Source organism: Kitasatospora sp. NPDC057692, from assembly GCF_042799475.1.
Taxonomy (GTDB): domain Bacteria; phylum Actinomycetota; class Actinomycetes; order Streptomycetales; family Streptomycetaceae; genus Kitasatospora.
In genome coordinates this window covers 40,239-56,862 of record NZ_JBHVIV010000034.1, presented here as the reverse complement: position 1 = coordinate 56,862, position 16,624 = coordinate 40,239, and the positions used below count along the sequence as shown (strand labels likewise).

14 protein-coding genes are annotated in these 16,624 nt (G+C 74.2%); 11 read left to right on the top strand and 3 right to left on the bottom strand.

The window, feature by feature from the left end; translation table 11 throughout:
• Positions 1-63 precede the first annotated feature (63 nt).
• The 3 genes from ACFVFS_RS20545 to ACFVFS_RS20535 all read left to right on the top strand — a co-directional run bounded on the left by ACFVFS_RS20545 (position 64) and on the right by ACFVFS_RS20535 (position 4,517).
• On the top strand, positions 64-1,092 hold the full coding sequence (locus ACFVFS_RS20545) for a LysR family transcriptional regulator (RefSeq protein ID WP_380626024.1): 1,029 nt from the start codon (positions 64-66) through the stop codon (positions 1,090-1,092).
• A 72-nt stretch (positions 1,093-1,164) separates the two neighbouring features.
• Complete coding sequence (clpB, locus tag ACFVFS_RS20540) at positions 1,165-3,771, top strand: ATP-dependent chaperone ClpB (RefSeq protein ID WP_380626023.1); 2,607 nt, start codon at positions 1,165-1,167, stop codon at positions 3,769-3,771.
• A 182-nt stretch (positions 3,772-3,953) separates the two neighbouring features.
• On the top strand, positions 3,954-4,517 hold the full coding sequence (locus ACFVFS_RS20535) for a YbjN domain-containing protein (protein ID WP_380626022.1): 564 nt from the start codon (positions 3,954-3,956) through the stop codon (positions 4,515-4,517).
• A gap of 101 nt (positions 4,518-4,618) precedes the next feature.
• Here ACFVFS_RS20535 and ACFVFS_RS20530 read toward each other — a convergent pair whose 3' ends face one another.
• Together ACFVFS_RS20530 and ACFVFS_RS20525 are read right to left on the bottom strand one after the other, a co-directional pair.
• Positions 4,619-5,701 carry a peptidase gene (locus ACFVFS_RS20530; RefSeq protein WP_380626021.1) on the bottom strand — a complete coding sequence of 361 codons (1,083 nt, stop codon included), beginning with the start codon at positions 5,699-5,701 and terminating at the stop codon, positions 4,619-4,621.
• A gap of 4 nt (positions 5,702-5,705) precedes the next feature.
• The gene (locus ACFVFS_RS20525) at positions 5,706-6,221 is read right to left on the bottom strand and encodes a hypothetical protein (RefSeq protein WP_380626020.1); all 516 of its coding nucleotides are present in this window, start codon (positions 6,219-6,221) and stop codon (positions 5,706-5,708) included.
• Between the two features lie 289 nt (positions 6,222-6,510).
• On the opposite strand from ACFVFS_RS20525, the gene ACFVFS_RS20520 reads away from it, so the two are divergent.
• The 5 genes from ACFVFS_RS20520 to pyrE all read left to right on the top strand — a co-directional run bounded on the left by ACFVFS_RS20520 (position 6,511) and on the right by pyrE (position 12,712).
• Positions 6,511-7,671, top strand: a complete 1,161-nt coding sequence (locus ACFVFS_RS20520; RefSeq protein WP_380626019.1) for a pyridoxal phosphate-dependent aminotransferase — start codon at positions 6,511-6,513, stop codon at positions 7,669-7,671.
• Positions 7,672-8,191: 520 nt separating this feature from the next.
• Positions 8,192-8,719 carry a DUF2617 family protein gene (locus tag ACFVFS_RS20515; protein ID WP_380626018.1) on the top strand — a complete coding sequence of 176 codons (528 nt, stop codon included), beginning with the start codon at positions 8,192-8,194 and terminating at the stop codon, positions 8,717-8,719.
• Between the two features lie 136 nt (positions 8,720-8,855).
• A complete protein-coding gene (locus ACFVFS_RS20510; protein ID WP_380626017.1) occupies positions 8,856-10,505 on the top strand; it encodes a polyamine aminopropyltransferase in 1,650 nt (549 codons plus the stop codon).
• 539 nt (positions 10,506-11,044) lie between these two features.
• Entirely contained in the window at positions 11,045-12,145 is a 1,101-nt protein-coding gene (locus tag ACFVFS_RS20505) for a hypothetical protein (protein ID WP_380626016.1), read from the top strand.
• Between the two features lie 30 nt (positions 12,146-12,175).
• On the top strand, positions 12,176-12,712 hold the full coding sequence (pyrE, locus tag ACFVFS_RS20500; protein ID WP_380277520.1) for an orotate phosphoribosyltransferase: 537 nt from the start codon (positions 12,176-12,178) through the stop codon (positions 12,710-12,712).
• Positions 12,713-12,842: 130 nt separating this feature from the next.
• Here pyrE and ACFVFS_RS20495 read toward each other — a convergent pair whose 3' ends face one another.
• Entirely contained in the window at positions 12,843-13,565 is a 723-nt protein-coding gene (locus tag ACFVFS_RS20495; protein ID WP_380626015.1) for a DedA family protein, read from the bottom strand.
• Positions 13,566-13,917: 352 nt separating this feature from the next.
• Here ACFVFS_RS20495 and fbaA point away from each other — a divergent pair, with 352 nt between their 5' ends.
• The 3 genes from fbaA (at position 13,918) to ACFVFS_RS20480 (ending at position 16,580) form a co-directional block, all read left to right on the top strand.
• Positions 13,918-14,940 (top strand): class II fructose-bisphosphate aldolase, encoded by a 1,023-nt coding sequence (fbaA, locus tag ACFVFS_RS20490; protein ID WP_380626014.1) that lies wholly within the window; start codon positions 13,918-13,920, stop codon positions 14,938-14,940.
• A 57-nt stretch (positions 14,941-14,997) separates the two neighbouring features.
• Entirely contained in the window at positions 14,998-15,411 is a 414-nt protein-coding gene (locus ACFVFS_RS20485; protein WP_376086751.1) for a DUF3151 domain-containing protein, read from the top strand.
• 371 nt (positions 15,412-15,782) lie between these two features.
• Positions 15,783-16,580, top strand: a complete 798-nt coding sequence (locus ACFVFS_RS20480) for a DUF3152 domain-containing protein (RefSeq protein ID WP_380626013.1) — start codon at positions 15,783-15,785, stop codon at positions 16,578-16,580.
• Positions 16,581-16,624 lie beyond the last annotated feature (44 nt).

Below are 16,624 nucleotides of genomic sequence, written 5' to 3'. Positions count from 1 at the left end.
CCGTCGCCCGGGGCGGTCGGCGCCGGTAGCGCCGCCCGCTCTATGAGGGCATAGCCTGAATCTATGGCCCTCTCCCCGCGCGTCCCCGAACTCGGTGCGCTGGAGCTGCTGCTCGCGGTGGCCCGGCTCGGCAGCGTCGGCCGGGCGGCCGCCGAACTCGGGGTGAGCCAGCCGACCGCGAGCGCCCGGATCAAGGGCATGGAGCGGCAGATCGGCGTCCCGCTGCTGGACCGCTCCCCGCGCGGCTCCCGGCCCACCGAGGCGGGCCGGCTGGTGGTCGAGTGGGCGCGGCAGGTGGTGGAGGCGGCGCAGGCGCTGGACGCCGGGATCGACGCGCTGCGCGAGCGCCGGGACGCCCGGCTGACGGTGGTGGCCAGTCTGACCGTCGCCGAGTACCTGATGCCGGGCTGGCTGATGGCGCTGCACGCGGTGAGCCCGGGCACGGCGGTGACGCTGCGCACCGCCAACTCGGCGGACGTGGCCGGCCACGTGCTGGCCGGGGACGCCGACCTCGGCTTCGTCGAGGGCCCGCTGCCGCCGGCCGGGCTGGCGGGCGCGGTGGTCGCGGCGGACCGGCTGGTGCTCGTGGTGGCGCCGGACCATCCGTGGGCCCGCCGCCGCTCGCCGCTGTCCGGGCGGGAGCTGGCGGCGACCCCGCTGGTGCTGCGCGAGCCGGGGTCGGGGACCAGGGAGGTGCTGGAGATGGCGCTGGCGCCGTACGGCGGCACCGCGCCGCCGCGGCTGGAGCTGGCCTCCTCGACGGCGCTGAAGGCGGCGGCGATGACCGGGGCCGGGCCGGTCTGCCTGAGCGAGCTGGCGGTGGTGGAGGAGCTGGCGACCCGGCGGCTGGTGGCGGTGCGGCTGGCGCCGGAGCTGGACCTGCGGCGGCCGCTGCGGGCGGTCTGGCCGTCCGGGCGGCGGCCGACCGGGCCGGCCCGGGAGCTGCTGGCGCTGACCCGGCGGACGGCCGGACCCCAGCAGGCGCGGATGGCGCAGGCCCGGGCCCTCCCCCCGGAGACGGCCCGCAGGAGCGCCGCGGCGCCGGAACGCCCGGTCCTGCGGGTCCGCCCCGACCGTTCATCCAAAAGTTGAGCGGAATAGACTCAACTTAGTGCATGCTGTACTCAGCAGACATCACGCACGACGAGGGAGGACCCCCCAGCAGTGGACGCCAGCAAGTTCACCACCAAGACGCAGGACGCCCTGTCCGCCGCGATCCGGCAGGCCGGCGCCGTCGGCAACCCGGACGTCAAGCCGGTGCACATCCTGATCGCCCTGCTGGAACAGCCCGAGGGCATCGCCAGGCCGCTGCTGGAGGCGGTCGGCGCGGACGTGTCCCGGATCGGGACCGAGGGCCGCCGCCAGCTCACCGCGCTGCCCAGCGCCTCGGGCTCCACCGTCGCCGCGCCGCAGCTGGCCCGCGACACCATGGCCGTGCTGACCGAGGCCGGCAAGCGCGCCGACGACCTCGACGACCAGTACGTCTCCACCGAGCACCTGCTGGTCGGCCTGGCCGCCGAGGGCGGGGCGGTCGCCGAGCTGCTGGTGCAGCAGGGCGCCACCCCGAAGGCGCTGCTCGCCGCGTTCAAGGACGTCCGGGGCAGCGCGCGGGTCACCTCGCCGGACCCGGAGGGCACCTACAAGGCGCTGGAGAAGTACGGCACCGACCTCACCCAGGCCGCCCGGGACGGCAAGCTCGACCCGGTGATCGGCCGGGACCAGGAGATCCGCCGGGTGGTCCAGGTGCTCTCCCGCCGGACCAAGAACAACCCGGTGCTGATCGGCGAGCCCGGCGTCGGCAAGACCGCCGTCGTCGAGGGCCTGGCCCAGCGGATCGTGGCCGGGGACGTGCCGGAGTCGCTGCGCGGCAAGCGCCTGGTCTCCCTGGACCTCGGCGCGATGGTGGCCGGCGCCAAGTACCGCGGCGAGTTCGAGGAGCGGCTGAAGGCCGTCCTCAACGACATCAAGCAGAGCGACGGCCAGGTCGTCACCTTCATCGACGAGCTGCACACCATGGTCGGCGCGGGCGCCGGCGGCGACTCCGCGATGGACGCCGGCAACATGCTCAAGCCGATGCTGGCCCGCGGCGAGCTGCGGATGGTCGGCGCCACCACCCTGGACGAGTACCGCGAGCGGATCGAGAAGGACCCGGCCCTGGAGCGCCGCTTCCAGCAGGTGCTGGTCGGCGAGCCCAGCGTCGAGGACTCCATCGCCATCCTGCGCGGTCTCAAGGGCCGGTACGAGGCGCACCACAAGGTGCAGATCGCGGACGCCGCGCTGGTCGCCGCGGCCACCCTCTCGAACCGGTACATCACCTCCCGCTTCCTGCCCGACAAGGCCATCGACCTGGTCGACGAGGCGGCCTCCCGGCTGCGGATGGAGATCGACTCCTCCCCGGTCGAGATCGACGAACTCCAGCGCGCCGTCGACCGGCTGCGGATGGAGGAGCTGGCCCTGGAGAAGGAGTCGGACCCGGCCTCTGTCGACCGGCTGGCCAGGCTGCGCCGCGATCTCGCGGACAAGAACGAGCAACTGAGCGTGCTCACGGCCCGCTGGGAGCAGGAGAAGAAGAGCCTGAACCGGGTCGGCGAGCTCAAGGAGCGGCTGGACGACCTGCACGGCGCGCTCGAACGCGCCCAGCGGGACGGCGACTTCGAGCGCGCGTCCAAGCTGATGTACGCCGAGATCCCGGCCGCCGAGAAGGAGCTCGCCGACGCCCAGGAGCGCGCCGCCGGCGAGGACTCCTCCGCCTCGATGGTCAAGGAGGAGGTCGGCCCGGACGACGTGGCCGATGTGGTGGCCTCCTGGACGGGCATCCCGGCCGGCCGGCTGATGGAGGGCGAGAGCGCCAAACTCCTGCGCATGGAGGAGGAGTTGGGCCGCCGCCTGATCGGCCAGGCGGAGGCCGTGCAGGCCGTCTCGGACGCCGTGCGGCGCACCCGCTCGGGCATCGCCGACCCGGACCGCCCGACCGGCTCGTTCCTCTTCCTCGGCCCGACCGGCGTCGGCAAGACCGAACTCGCCAAGGCCCTGGCCGACTTCCTCTTCGACGACGAGCGGGCGATGGTCCGCATCGACATGAGCGAGTACGGCGAGAAGCACTCGGTCTCCCGTCTGGTCGGCGCCCCGCCCGGGTACGTCGGCTACGAGGAGGGCGGCCAGCTCACCGAGGCGGTCCGCCGCCGCCCGTACAGCGTGGTGCTGCTGGACGAGGTGGAGAAGGCCCACCCCGAGGTCTTCGACGTGCTGCTGCAGGTGCTCGACGACGGCCGGCTCACCGACGGCCAGGGCCGCACCGTGGACTTCCGCAACGCGATCCTGATCCTCACCTCCAACCTGGGAAGTCAGTTCCTGGTGGACCCGGCGACCCCGGAGGAGCGGAAGAAGGACCTCGTGCTGGAGTCGGTGCGGGCCGCCTTCAAGCCCGAGTTCCTCAACCGGCTCGACGACATCGTCGTCTTCGACCCGCTGGGCACCGCCGAGCTGACCCGGATCGTCGACCTCCAGGTGGCCCGCCTGGGCGACCGGCTGCGCGACCGCCGGCTCACCCTGGAGGTCTCCGCGGCCGCCCGGGACTGGCTGGCGCTCACCGGCTACGACCCGGCCTACGGCGCCCGTCCGCTGCGCCGGCTGGTGCAGTCCGCGATCGGCGACCAGCTGGCCAGGGCGATCCTGGCGGGCCAGGTGCACGACGGCGACACGGTGCTGGTCGACCGGGACGAGGACGGCGACCGGCTCACCGTCCGTGCCCGCGGGCCGCTGGAGAAGTAGCCGCCCGTGACGCCCTGACGATCATGGTCCGTTCCCGGGATCGACCGGGGGCGGGCCGTGATCCGGCCATGCCCCTCCCGGTGGCTGCCACCCCTGTGAGGTGAGCCCCGGATGAGGCAGGATGGACTCGGAAGGGCGGCCTCTCATTGCCGACCACCACGTGCACTGAGGAAGAGGACCCCATGAGCATCGACCCGTCGTCCATCCCGTCGTTCGGCATGCCCCAGGGCGGTCAGCCCGGGGGCCAGGGTGGGCGTCCGGCCGGCCCGCCGCCGATCATCGTCCCGGACCAGAACCTGGTGGGCCAGCTCCTCGACCAGATGCAGCTCAAGCACGGAGTCGACGAGGAGGGCGACCTCACCGCCCCCTGGGAGGGCTTCCGCGTCTACTACATGTTCCGCGGCGAGCAGAAGGAGCTCTTCGCGGTCCGGGCGTTCTACGACCGCCCGTACCCGCTGGAGAAGAAGGGCGAGATCCTCGACCTGATCGACGAGTGGAACCGTGAGACCCTCTGGCCCAAGGTCTACACCCACACCCACGAGGACGGCGTGGTCCGCCTGATCGGCGAGGCCCAGATGATCGTCGGCACCGGCGTCAACCTGGACTACTTCGTCACCACCACCGCCAACTGGACCCAGGCCGCCGTGGGCTTCGAGCAGTGGATCGTCGAGCGCCTCGGCCTGCAGGACGACATCGAGGGCGAGGACGGCGAGGGCAAGCCGTCGGACGGCACCAACGAGAGCTGACCTCCGGGGGGACTCCTCCGCCGCACGGCCCGTCACCGGAACCCCGGTGGCGGGCCGTCGGCGTCCCCGGCCGGGACGCCGGGGGTGTGCGGCCGGAGCGGTCAGCGGCGGCGCCGGCGGCGCCGGTGGAGCAGGAGGCCCAGGGCGGCGAGCAGGAGGGCGGCGAGCCCGGCGGTCGCGGGGGGCGGGAGGCTCCCCGGCCCGGCGGCCGACGCCTCGACCGCTCCGGCGCCGCCGGGATCCCTCGGGAAGGTGACGGTGGCGCGCGTGGTGTGCTCGGCCAGGCCGCTCCGGAGCGTGAGCTCCACCGTCCACGGGCCGTCCGGCAGCCCCGCGTCCAGCGGGACGACCGCCTCCCCGGCGTCGCCCGGAGCCAGTGTGGTGCCCGTCCGCACCGGGAAGGGCCCGGCGCGCAGTCCGCCCGGTCCGTCGAGGAGGGAGAGCGTCCCGCCGATGTCCAGGGCACGGCCCCCCGTGTTGCGGACCCGGGCGCGGACCTCGCCCCGCCCGTCGCGGGCCCTGTTCGGATAGAGCCGCTCGATCGCGAAGTCCGCGGGCGGCTCACCGCCGGGGCCGACGTCGACGTACATCCGGACCCCGACCCGGCCCAGGATCGTCAGGTTCTGCGCGCGGTCCGCGGGAGCGGCCGTCTGGGCCCAGATGACGCCGTAGCGCTCCCCCGCGGCGGCCTCCCTGGGGATCCGGATGGTGGTGCGCACCCGTGCCGTGGCCGAGGGCGCCAGTTCGAGGTCCGTCGTGTCGAGCGACGTCCAGCCGGTCAGCTCGTTGGGGGTGCGCTCCGGCGCGAAGGTGAACTGGCCCTTCTCGATGCCGGCCGCTCCCGCGTAGACGCTGACGTGCATCGGCGCGGACGACTCGTTGGAGACCTCCACCCTCCGCTCGACGGTCGCGCCCGGTGCGACGTGGTCGACGATGTACGCCTGGGCCCGGGGGTCGTCGCGGCGGCTCTCCGGAGCGTCGAGCAGCTTGATGCCGATGCTCCGCTCCGCGGGGCCCGGCCGTGCGGAGGGCGTCGCGGGCTTCCCGGTCGGCCGGGGTGTCGCGGTCGTCGCGGTCGTCGGCGGCGCGGAGGGCATCCCGTCCGCCGCTGCCGGGAGCACCCCGACCGCCTGGACGACGGCCAGCGCCGCCAGCAGGGCCCAGCAGCGGCGCGCACCCCTCATCCGGTCACGCAACGGAGTGGGTCAGCGTTCCGGTGTAGATCCCGCCGACGGCGCTGGCGGGCAGGGAGACGGCGACCGTCGGGTTCCAGGTCGCGGTGTTGTCCCCGACCCCGCCGGTCCCGGTGACCACCGTCTGCGGGGAGTTGTTCAGCGTCACGTTCGTCGGGGTGACGGTGATGACTCCGGTCGTCGTCACCGTCCCGGCCGTGTAGGTCGCGCTGGTCGCCGGAATCGTCGACGGACCGTTGGTGAAGTCCGTCGACGACGCGGTCACCGTCCAGGAGGCCGAGAGGAGGGCGCGCAGGTCGACGACGTTCACCGGGCCGATCGGCGCGCTGATCTGGGTCCCGGGCGAGCCCGAGCCGAGGGCGGCGCTGACCGGCACCGTCATCGTCAGCGCGCCGGAGGTGACGACGAAGGTGAGCGTGGTGCTGGGGTCGAACGCCGCGAAGGCGGTACCCGGCTGGACCAGGGCGAGGGCGGCCGCCGCGGCAGCGACGGAGACGATTCGTAAACGCATGACAACTCCCGGAACAACGCCCGCCAACGGGCATTCTGAGTGACTTGATGTCAGGCAAGAGCCCGTGATCGGTTCCCGCAAGCCGCGATCCGCCGCACTCCGCCATAGGGGCCGTATTTCAGCCGGATCGCGGACCGGACCACGGACCGGGTCCATGACCGGGTCCAGGACCGGACCGCCGGCCGGACCGCCTCGCCGGGGCCCCGGGGACCGCGCGGTGGGCCGGGAGCTTGTCCGCGGCCCGCGGCCGACGGAGGATGGGCCCGACCGCGATCTGTGAGGAGCCGTGATGGGTGCGAGGCCACTGTTGAACCGCCGGCTGGCGGGCATGGGAACGACGATCTTCGCGGAGATGTCCGCCCTGGCCACGGCCACCGGCTCGATCAACCTCGGCCAGGGGTTCCCGGACACCGACGGCCCCGAGGAGGTCCGCGAGGCGGCCGTCCGGGCCCTGCGCGAAGGGCGCGGCAACCAGTACCCGCCGGGCCCCGGCGTCCCCGAGCTGCGCACCGCCGTCGCGGCGCACCAGCAGCGCTTCCACGGGCTGGAGTACGACCCCGACACCGAGGTCCTGGTCACCGCCGGCGCCACCGAGGCCATCGCCGCCGCCCTGCTCGCGCTGCTGGAGCCCGGCGACGAGGTGATCGCCTTCGAACCCTTCTACGACTCCTACGCCGCCTGCATCGCCATGGCCGGCGCCGTGCGCGTCCCGCTGACCCTCCGCGCCCCCGCCTTCCGCCCCGACCTCGACGAGCTGCGCGCCCTGGTCACGCCCCGCACCCGGCTGCTGCTGCTCAACTCCCCGCACAACCCGACCGGCCTCGTCCTCACCCCCGACGAGCTCACCGCCATCGCCGAACTCGCGGTCGAGCACGACCTGTTGGTGGTCACCGACGAGGTCTACGAGCACCTCGTCTTCACCGGCGCCCACCACCCCCTCGCCGCCCTCCCCGGCATGCGCGAGCGCACCGTCTCCATCTCCTCGGCCGGCAAGACCTTCTCCTTCACCGGCTGGAAGGTCGGCTGGGTCACCGGCACCCCCGAGCTGGTCGCCGCCGTCCGCACCGCCAAGCAGTACCTCACCTACGTCAGCGCCGGCCCCTTCCAGTACGCCGTCGCCGAGGCGCTGCGACTGCCCGACGACTACTTCGACGGCCTCCGCGCCGACCTGCTGCACAAGCGCGACCTGCTCGCCGACGGCCTCAGCGCCGCCGGCTTCCGGGTCTTCCTCCCCGAGGGCACCTACTTCATCACCACCGACATCACCCCCCTGGGCGAGAAGGACGGCATCGCCTTCTGCCGCACCCTCCCGGCGCGCTGCGGCGTCGTCGCCATCCCCAACGCCGTCTTCTACGACGACGTCGACGCCGGCCGCCCGCTGGTGCGGTTCACCTTCTGCAAGCAGACCTCCGTCCTGGAGGAGGCCGTCGAGCGGCTGTCCCGGCTCTGAGGGCACCGGGGAGCCGGGGAACGGCTCGGCCGGTGTGCGCGGGCGCCGCCACGCACCCGTAGCACCGACCTCTCGCACGTTCTGACGAATCGTCAATTGACCCAGCAGTCAGCGAGTTTGCTGCCTGCCGGGCAATTCGCTCCACCCGCCCGGCAAGACCCGGGCGGGCAGTGCGCCCGGCGCGAGGGGAGTGGGGCGCACAGGACGTGCGGGCAGCGCGTGGACGGCGCAGACGGCGCGTGGGCCGGGGCGAGGGGCGCGCGCTGTGCATAGTCGCACACCGGGTCGATCAGAGCAGGGAAGCGGATGTGCTCGAAACGGTGAATGCTTGACAAAGTTGGGTAAATCACCGACGGACCCGGCGTATTCGTGCTTCTCTGCTGCTGAATCTCCAGCCGGAATCCTTCCTTCCACGGTCGGCCGCGCCCTGGACCGCACAGCCACGAACAGCCTCGCCTTTGCCTGGGCCTACTCGCTGCTGCTCGGAGGGCGCGCACGGAGCTGAAACGCGGAGCCGAGCATGCTCACCACTTTGCAGACCTCCTACACGGACACCCGCGCGGGTGACCTGGCCTGGTGCCTGGGCGGCGAACCGCTGCCCGCCCTCGCGGTCCGCGACCTGAGACTCGACGGCCCCGGCCACCCCGGCCCGTCCGGAACCCTCCAGCTGCGCCTGCTGGGCGCCTCCCACCAGGTGGCGATCGCCGCCGGGCCGGGCCGCTGCCTGGAGACCGTCGCCTGCCTGCCCGGCCGCCGTACGCCGCTGCCCGCCCGGGTGGCCAAACAGGTGGACGGCTGGGAGTACGAGTTCGCCGCCCGGATCGAGGCGCTGCCGCCGCACGACTTCGCCGCCCGCGCACAGGAGTTGCTGGCCCTGGTCGACGGGCATCCGCGCGGTCTGGCCGGCGTCTTCCCCGGCGACCCCAGCGCCTTCACCGCGCTGGTCGCCCAGGGCGGGGCGGACCGGTTGCTCTGGCGGACCTGGCACGCCTATCCACAGGAGGGACAGCTGGTCTGCACCCGGTCCTCGCTGGTGGTGCCCCGATGACCACGACCGACGAGCCGCTCATAGATCAGCACATCGGCTTTGATTCGCACGCAGGAACGATTCGTCAACCTGCCATATCGCGCTGTCCTTCGAATGGGCGCAGCCGTCCGTCCCGCACGTCGCCTAGCGTTTGTTCGTGATCAATCATCCGGCCGGTCCGCCGCCCGCACAGCCGAGCCTCGACCTCGACGACGGCAGCCCTCCCCGGCCCGGGCGGAGCCTGACCCCGCTGCCGGCCCGCCGCCGCTCCCGGCTCCGCGCCCGACCCGAACTCGCCCGGCTGACCGTCCTGCTGGCCGCGTTCGTCTGCGCGGCCTGCGGGCTCGTCTACGAGCTGGAACTCGTGGCCCTCGGCGACTATCTGCTCGGGGACTCGGTCACCCAAACCTCGGTCGTGCTCTCCGTCATGGTGTTCGCGATGGGCCTCGGCTCGCTGCTCGCCAAGCGGTTCACCCGACGGCCGGCCACCGCCTTCGCCCTGGTCGAGTGCGCCCTGGCGCTCACCGGCGGCCTGTCCGTCCTGGCGGTCTACTCCTGCTGGGCCTGGATCGGCCACCACCAGGCCGTGGTGGTCGGACTGACCTGCCTCATCGGCGTCCTCATCGGGGCCGAGATCCCGCTGCTGATGACCCTCATCCAGCGGATCCGCCGCGAGGACGCCGGACACGCCGCCGCCGACCTGTTCGCCGCCGACTACGTCGGCGCGCTGATCGGCGGGCTCGCCTTCCCGTTCCTCATCCTGCCCCTGCTCGGCCCCGGCGACGGTGCGCTGGTCACCGGCGCGGTCAACGCCGTCGCCGGGGGCGCCGTGGTGCTCTGGCTCTTCCGCGAGGAGCCGGCGCCCCGGGTGCGGCTGCTGCTCTGGGGCGGCTGCGGGCTCGTCCTGGCCCTGCTCGCCGCGGCCGCCGCCTGGTCCGGCGCGATCGAACGCGCCGCCCGGCAGGCCCTGTACGGCGGGCAGGTCCGCTCCGTCAGCCAGAACCGGGACCAGGAGATCGTCCTCACCGGACCCGCCGAGGGACCGCTGCGGCTCTACCTCGACGGTCGGCTCGCGGTCTGCGGGCCCGACGAGTACCGGGGCAACGAGGGCCTGGTCCACCCGGCGATGGCCGCCGGACCGGACGCCCGGGTGCTGCTGCTCGGCGGCGGGGACGGGCTGGCCCTGCGGGAGGTGCTGCGGCACCGCGGCGTGCGCTCCGTCCTGGTGGTCGACCGCGACCCGGCGCTCCCCCGGCTCGCCCGCACCGACCCCGGCCTCGCCGCGCTCTCCGGCCGCTCGCTGGACGACCCCCGGGTGCGCACCGCCCAGGCCGACCCGCTGGAGTGGCTGCGCACCGTCCGCCCCGGCCCCGGGGAGTCCTTCGACGTCGTCCTCGCCGACCTGCCCGCGCCCGCCGACGGCGGGCCGGTGACGTTCCACTCCCAGGAGTTCTACGGCCTCACCACCCGGCTGCTCGCCCCCGGCGGGCGGCTCGCCGTCCGCGGCGGCGACGAGCAGCACGGGCGGAAGGGCCTGTGGCAGGCGGAGTCGGGACTGCGGGCCGCCGGGCTGCGGACCGTTCCGTACGCGGTCGCGGGCAGTGCGACGGCCAGCTGCCGCCCGGGGCCGGAGGGCAGCCAGAGCTTCCTGCTCGCCGCGGCCGCCCAGCCGCCGCTCACCCTCGCCCCGGACGCCCCGCCGCCCCGCGCCCTCACCCCGGACGCCCTGCGCGCCTCCGCCGCCCGCCTCACCGCCCTCCGCCCCCTCCACCCGCCCGCCGCGCTGACCCTCCTCGGACCGCACTGAGGGGGGAGGGAGGAGCGGCGGGGCCGGCCGCCGGGGATCAGGGCCCGCCCCCGGCAATCGGAGGCCGCGAGGGCGGGCGGCCACCGGGAGGGCGCCGGGTACAACGCCGCCGGGCGGTACCCGCCGAGGGCCGCCGGGCAACCGCGAAGGCAGGGAGCCGCGACGACCGCGAGGCCGACGGGCCCCGCCCCCGGGGATCCGGGGCCGCACGGGCGGACGACCGCCGGAAGGGCGCCGGGCGCTACCTGAGGCGGTGGTCCGCAGCGGCCGCCAGGCCGCCCGGTCCCGCCCCCTGGGACCCGGCACGGCCCATGGAGGGGCACGGGCGCAACGGCGGGCGGTGCCCGCGGTGGGCGCCCGCCGGGAACGCCGACCGCAACGGCCGCAGGCCGACGGGTCCTGCCCCCGGGGATCCCTGCGGGAGCACCCGGGCGGAACGCCGTCGGGGCGGTCGTGGGGGGCGCGTGAGCGGTGGAGCGCGGCGGCAGGTAGGGGACAGGGCGGGGCCGGGAGGGGGTTCGGTCGGTAGGCTCCGTGGCATGGAGCATGAGGTTGTCGTCCCGATGCCGGCCGGGCAGGTCCGGCAGGCCCTGCAGGATCCCGCGCTGCTGGCGCGGTCCGTGCCGGGGCTGAGCACCGAACCCGCCGCCGTCGGCAGTGGCGGGGCGGAGGAGATCGGCGGCCGGTTGAAGCTGCGGATCGGCACCTCCACTATCACGTACAAGGGCGTGCTCTCGCTGATCGAGGGCCGCGAGGGCGTGCTGACCGCGTTCGCCGAGGGGCAGGAGGCGCGCGGCAGCGGCGAGGCCACCGCGACCGTCCGGATCAGCGTCGCCGAGGGCGCCGAGGAGGGGACCGCCGTGGTCCGCTTCACCGGTGACCTGAGCGCCACCGGGCGGCTCACCGAGTTCGACGACGAGACGCTCGCCGCGGCCGGCCGCCGGCTGCTGGACCGTTTCGCCACCGCCCTGACCTCCCCGGAGGACGCGGCCGGGGCCGAGCTCGACGCCGACAGCGACAGCGACAGCGACAGCGGGGACGGGAGCGGCAGCGAGAACGGCGCCGACGCCGAGGGCGGCCAGGACGGCGCGGCCGAGGAGGCCGGCGCCGAGGAGGCCACCGTGGTGTTCCTGGAGAGCCGCCAGGAGGACCGCGAGGACGAGCCCGGCGACGACCTCGACGACGACCTCTCCGACCTCATCGCCTTCTCCGACGCCGACGCCGAGCGCTTCGGCCTCCCGCTCGGGAACGCCGACGCGGACGACGACGACGTCGAGGAGCCGGCCGCCGCGGCCGGGGAGCCCGCTGCCGCGGCCGAGGAGGAGGTGTCCGCCGAGCTCCCCGCCGAGCTGCCGTTCGGCTACGAGCAGGAGCCGGTGCTCGGCGGCCCGGTGCGCCGCAGCATCGTCGGCCGCTCCGCCGAGGAGGTCGACCACGCCCCGCCGCGCGGCCCGTACGCGCCCGCCCTGCCGGCCCGCAGCGCCCGGGCCCGGGCGGCCACCCGCTGGGGCGGGGACGCCGGCGGCATCGTGGTGCCGGGCACCGGCGGCCGCAGCGCGGTGCCGTGGGTGATCGCCGGCGGCGGGGTGGCCCTGCTGGGCGGCGCGGTGGTGCTGGTCAGGGCGCTGCGGCGACGCTAGCGGCCCGTGCAGGGCCTAGACTGGACGCTCATGAGCAACGACCGCGACGCCCTGCTGGCACAGATCAAGGACAAGGCCGTCGTCCACGGCAAGGTCACCCTCTCCTCCGGCAAGGAGGCCGACTACTACGTCGACCTGCGCCGGATCACGCTGGACGGCCAGGCCGCTCCGCTGGTCGGCCGGGTGATGCTGGACGCCACCGCCCACCTGGAGTACGACGCCGTCGGCGGGCTGACCCTGGGCGCCGACCCGGTCGCCGCCTCGATGCTGCACGCCGCCGCCGCGCGCGGCCGTGAGCTGGACGCCTTCGTGGTCCGCAAGGCCGGCAAGGCGCACGGCCTGCAGCGCCGGATCGAGGGCCCGGAGGTCAAGGGCCGCCGGGTGCTGGCCGTCGAGGACACCTCCACCACCGGCGGCTCGGTGCTGACCGCCGTCGAGGCACTCCGCGAGGCGGGCGCCGAGGTGGTCGGCGTCGCGGTGATCGTCGAGCGCGGCGGCGCCGCCGCGGTCGAGGCCGAGGGCCTGCCGTACGTCACCGCGTACACCCTGGAGGACCTGGGCCTCTGAGCCCGCCCCTCCTCCTCCGTACGAGCTCCGTACGAGCTTCGTACGAGTTCCGCACAAGCGAACGGCCGGGGCCGGTGTGTTTCACGTGAAACACACCGGCCCCGGCCGTTCCGCGGCTGCGGGGAGGCGCTCAGTCGCGCCGGTGGCGGCCGCCGCCCGCCTGGACGGCCTCGCCGGTCTCGGCGGACTGCGCGCCGCCGGCCTTCCTCTTCTTGCGCTCGCGCAGCACCTCGACGATCATCGGCGAGATCGAGAGCAGCACGATCAGCAGCACCGCCGGGATCAGGTACTTGTCGATCACCGGGGCGAGCGCGTCGCCGAAGAAGTAGCCGATCAGCAGCATCGACTCGGTCCACAGGACGCCGCCGACCACGTTCCAGAGGAAGAAGGTCTTGGCCGGCATCTCCAGGGTGCCCGCGACCGGGTTCAGGAAGGTCCGGACGATCGGCATGAAGCGGGCGAGCACGACGGCCTTGCCGGGGCCGAAGCGGTTGAAGTACTCCTCGGCCTTCAGCACGTACTCGCGCTTGAAGATCTTGGATTCGGGCTTGTCGAACATCTTCGGTCCGACCTTCACCCCGATCTGGTGCCCGAGCTGGGCGCCGGCGATCGCCGCGATCGGGGCCCCGATCAGCAGGGTCGCGAGCGGCAGCCGCGCGCCGTCGCCGAGCACCGACGAGGCGGCACTGGAGGAGGCCACACCCGCGATGATGAGCAGCGAGTCACCCGGGAAGAAGAACCCGACCAGGAGGCCGGTCTCCGCGAAGATGATCGCGATCAGCCCGATGGCACCGAGGGACGAGATCAGTGATTTGGCGTCGAGCAGATTGACGGCCAGCTGGTTGTAGTCCACACGGCGCAGGATAGCGGTCCCGCCTTTACCAGGGCTTCGCCCCCGGGGTCGAGCGCGTCATCATCCTTTCGTCGCACCCCGTCGCCGCCCGCCGGGAGCGCCGCGGGCCGGCCGTCCCGACAGGCGGGCCGCATGGTGGAGCCGACGGGCATTCTGGGAAGATGGCACCGGCGTCCGGCCCGCAGTGGCGAACACCCTCATCGCCGCACCGCGGCCGCTGCCTCGAACCTTGGTACCGGTCCGCCGCACCGCAGAGCCGCGCACCGGCCCCGGTACCCCGGAGTCGTCACAAGGCGTACACAGCGTCGGACAGCACCGTCCGTACGCCGCAACCCGACAGGAGCGGATTCGCATGCCCATCGCAACTCCCGAGGTCTACAACGAGATGCTGGACCGGGCCAAGGCGGGCAAGTTCGCCTACCCGGCGATCAACGTGACCTCGTCGCAGACCCTGCACGCGGCGCTCCGCGGCTTCGCCGAGGCCGAGAGTGACGGCATCATCCAGATCTCGACCGGCGGCGCGGAGTTCCTGGGCGGCCAGCACAACAAGGACATGGTGACCGGCGCCGTCGCGCTCGCCGAGTTCGCGCACATCGTCGCCGCCAAGTACGACATCACCGTCGCGCTGCACACCGACCACTGCCCCAAGGACAAGCTGGACGGCTACGTCCGCCCGCTGCTGGCGGTCTCCGCCGAGCGCGTGGCCAAGGGCCGGAACCCGCTCTTCCAGTCGCACATGTGGGACGGCTCCGCCGAGACCCTGAGCGACAACCTGGCCATCGCCCAGGAGCTGCTCGCCCAGGCCGCCGCCGCCAAGATCATCCTTGAGGTCGAGATCACCCCGACCGGTGGCGAGGAGGACGGTGTCACGCACGAGATCAACGACGAGCTGTACACCACCGTCAACGACGCCGTCCGCACCGCCGAGGCGCTGGGCCTGGGCGAGAAGGGCCGCTACCTGCTGGCCGCCTCCTTCGGCAACGTGCACGGCGTCTACAAGCCGGGCAACGTCGTGCTGAAGCCGGAGCTGCTGCGCGAGCTGCAGGACGCGATCGGCAAGCAGTACGGCAAGACCGACCCGTTCGACTTCGTCTTCCACGGCGGCTCCGGCTCCACCACCGAGGAGATCGCCACCGCGCTGGAGAACGGCGTCGTGAAGATGAACCTGGACACCGACACCCAGTACGCCTTCACCCGCCCGGTCGCCGGCCACATGTTCGCCAACTACGACGGCGTGCTGAAGGTCGACGGCGAGGTCGGCAAGAAGAACACCTACGACCCGCGCACCTGGGGCAAGCTGGCCGAGGCCGGCATGGCCGCCCGCGTGCTCGAGGCCGCCCAGCAGCTGCGCTCGGCCGGCAACCGCCTGAAGTAGGGCCCTCGCCCCGAACGAGGTCCTGCGTCCGTGCCCCCCGGTGGTTCACTGGGGGGCATGACCATTCACGAGAACCTCCTCGGGGGGCCGCCCCCGACGCACCTGCCCGCCGAGCCCGCTCCGCTGGAGCTGCTGGCCGGCGGCGCCTCCCCGGCCGAGGTCGCGGCGAAGTTCCCGACCTCCTCGCTGGCCTGGGCCCAGCTCGCCGACGACGCCTACGCGGCCGGCCGGGTCGTGGAGTCCTACGCCTACGCGCGCACCGGCTACCACCGCGGGCTGGACGCGCTGCGGCGCAGCGGCTGGAAGGGCCACGGGCCGGTGCCGTGGGAGCACGAGCCGAACCGCGGCTTCCTGCGGGCGCTGCACGCGCTCGGCCGGGCCGCCGCCGCGATCGAGGAGAAGGAGGAGGCGGAGCGCTGCACGCAGTTCCTGCGGGACAGCTCGCCGACCGCCGCCGCCACCCTGGGCTGACACCCGGACCCCGGTGACCGGGACCACCCGCCCTCCCCGCTGCCCGTCCGGGCAGCGGGGAGGGCTTTTGCCCGTTCCGTGCCCACCGGATCCGTGGACACGCACCGGTTCACCGTGCCAGGGTGGGCGCGCGAGGGGGCGCGCACGTCAGTTCGAGGGCTCGCGACCCCACCCGGTCGACAGAGAGCCCGAAGGTGCCCGAACCCAGCCCCGCCCGCCGCCCCCGCAGCGCGGCGCGTCCAGGGCCGCGCCCCGCACGCCGTGCGCCGGCCCCGGCGGGCCGCCGGGCTCCCGGCCGGGCCGGTTCCCGCGCGCGCACCGGACCGGCCGCCCGCCGCCGACGCCCGCCGCGCCGCCGGCTCGGGCCTGGCATGCTCGCCGCCCTGGTCACCGCGGTGGCGATCCTCGGCGGCACGCTCTTCGTCCTGCACCGCCCCGACGCGCTGCCCGGCGCCGACCGGACCGCCCGGGCCCGGGTCGCCGCGCCGGAGAGCGGCACACCACCCCCGGCGACCACCCCCGCGGCGCCGTCGCCGTCCGGGACCACGCCCCCGGCTCCGACCCCGCCGTCCCCCGCGCCCGGACCGGGCACCCCGGAGAGCACCCCCGCCCGGGGCACCGGCACCTTCACCGTCGCCCAGGGCACCGCCGAGCCGGTCGGCCACGGCCGGATCCGCCGCTACCGGGTCGAGGTCGAGGACGGCATCGGCGTCGACCCGGCCGCCTCCGCCGCACAGATCCAGGGCATCCTGGGCGACAAACGCGGCTGGACCAACGACCGGAGGAACGGCTTCCAGCTGGTCGCCGCCGGCGGCTACGACTTCACCGTGAAGATCGCCTCCCCCGCCACCGTGGACCGGATCTGCGGCGCCGCCGGGCTCGACACCCGCGGCGAGGTGAACTGCAACGTCGGCAGCCAGGTGCTGGTCAACGTCAAGCGCTGGACCACCGGCTCACCCCGGTTCGACGGCCCGATCGACGAGTACCGGGCACTGGTGATCAACCACGAGGTCGGCCACCGGATCGGCCACGGCCACGAGGGCTGCCCCGGCCCCGGCAAGCCCGCGCCGGCGATGATGCAGCAGATCTACGGGCTCAAGGGCTGCAAGCCCAACGCCTGGCCGTACGGCGCCGACGGCGGCTATCTGAGCGGACCGCCGGTCCCCTGAACCGGACCGCTGCGGAACGGGGCGAGGCGCGCTCGGCCCAGGCC

Excerpts from the sequence above, each read along its gene's own strand:
- ACFVFS_RS20545 (WP_380626024.1), top strand. The coding sequence starts at position 64 with ATGGCCCTCTCCCCGCGCGTCCCCGAACTCGGTGCGCTGGAGCTGCTG.
- ACFVFS_RS20480 (WP_380626013.1), top strand. The coding sequence starts at position 15,783 with ATGCTCGCCGCCCTGGTCACCGCGGTGGCGATCCTCGGCGGCACGCTC.
- ACFVFS_RS20520 (WP_380626019.1), top strand. The coding sequence starts at position 6,511 with ATGGGTGCGAGGCCACTGTTGAACCGCCGGCTGGCGGGCATGGGAACG.
- pyrE (WP_380277520.1), top strand. The coding sequence starts at position 12,176 with ATGAGCAACGACCGCGACGCCCTGCTGGCACAGATCAAGGACAAGGCC.
- ACFVFS_RS20525 (WP_380626020.1), bottom strand. The coding sequence starts at position 6,221 with ATGCGTTTACGAATCGTCTCCGTCGCTGCCGCGGCGGCCGCCCTCGCC.
- fbaA (WP_380626014.1), top strand. The coding sequence starts at position 13,918 with ATGCCCATCGCAACTCCCGAGGTCTACAACGAGATGCTGGACCGGGCC.
- ACFVFS_RS20505 (WP_380626016.1), top strand. The coding sequence starts at position 11,045 with ATGGAGCATGAGGTTGTCGTCCCGATGCCGGCCGGGCAGGTCCGGCAG.
- ACFVFS_RS20515 (WP_380626018.1), top strand. The coding sequence starts at position 8,192 with ATGCTCACCACTTTGCAGACCTCCTACACGGACACCCGCGCGGGTGAC.
- ACFVFS_RS20530 (WP_380626021.1), bottom strand. The coding sequence starts at position 5,701 with ATGAGGGGTGCGCGCCGCTGCTGGGCCCTGCTGGCGGCGCTGGCCGTC.
- ACFVFS_RS20535 (WP_380626022.1), top strand. The coding sequence starts at position 3,954 with ATGAGCATCGACCCGTCGTCCATCCCGTCGTTCGGCATGCCCCAGGGC.
- ACFVFS_RS20485 (WP_376086751.1), top strand. The coding sequence starts at position 14,998 with ATGACCATTCACGAGAACCTCCTCGGGGGGCCGCCCCCGACGCACCTG.